Below are 504 nucleotides of genomic sequence, written 5' to 3'. Positions count from 1 at the left end.
ATCGTCGTGTTGCCACCAATCGCATTCTTCACATCATTGGCTGTGTTGAATAATTGGCTGCCATTCACTGCATCTTTTGATGCCGCAGTCACTTCACCCGCTTTCACGTTGGTGATGGTCGTGCCTGTTGCACCGCCGCCTAAAGTCACTTTGTCTTTAGTCGTTGCATTGTCATACTTCACTGCTGCATCGTCTAAAGTACCCAACTTGGTATCAACTGCTGCCAATTGATCTTCGGTCGCTGCTTGACCTGGTACCGCTGTACCATTCCACGTTGTGTTGCTTAATCCACCAATGGTATTGCTCGTGCCATCAATCTTAACTTTAGTCGTACCACTGCCAACATTGATTGCATCTTTAACATTCAGCGTATCGCCTAAGCCCAGTTGTACACCGCCTGCAACTGTTGTGCTGGTGATGTTGCTGTCGCCTTTAACGTTGATATCACTGCCCAAGGCATAGTTGTTCTTGCCTGTCGTGCCACCAAAGTTGATGCCTTTGTCT

General features: G+C 47.8%; 1 pseudogene. It reads right to left on the bottom strand.

Features of this window, described 5'->3' with window-relative positions:
• Window positions 1-504: pseudogene (locus A7P55_RS22575) on the bottom strand (cell surface protein); the annotation flags it as partial.

It is taken from the genome of Acinetobacter sp. Ac_5812, assembly GCF_013072695.1.
Taxonomy (GTDB): domain Bacteria; phylum Pseudomonadota; class Gammaproteobacteria; order Pseudomonadales; family Moraxellaceae; genus Acinetobacter.
This window is presented reverse-complemented; position numbering and strand designations above follow the sequence as displayed.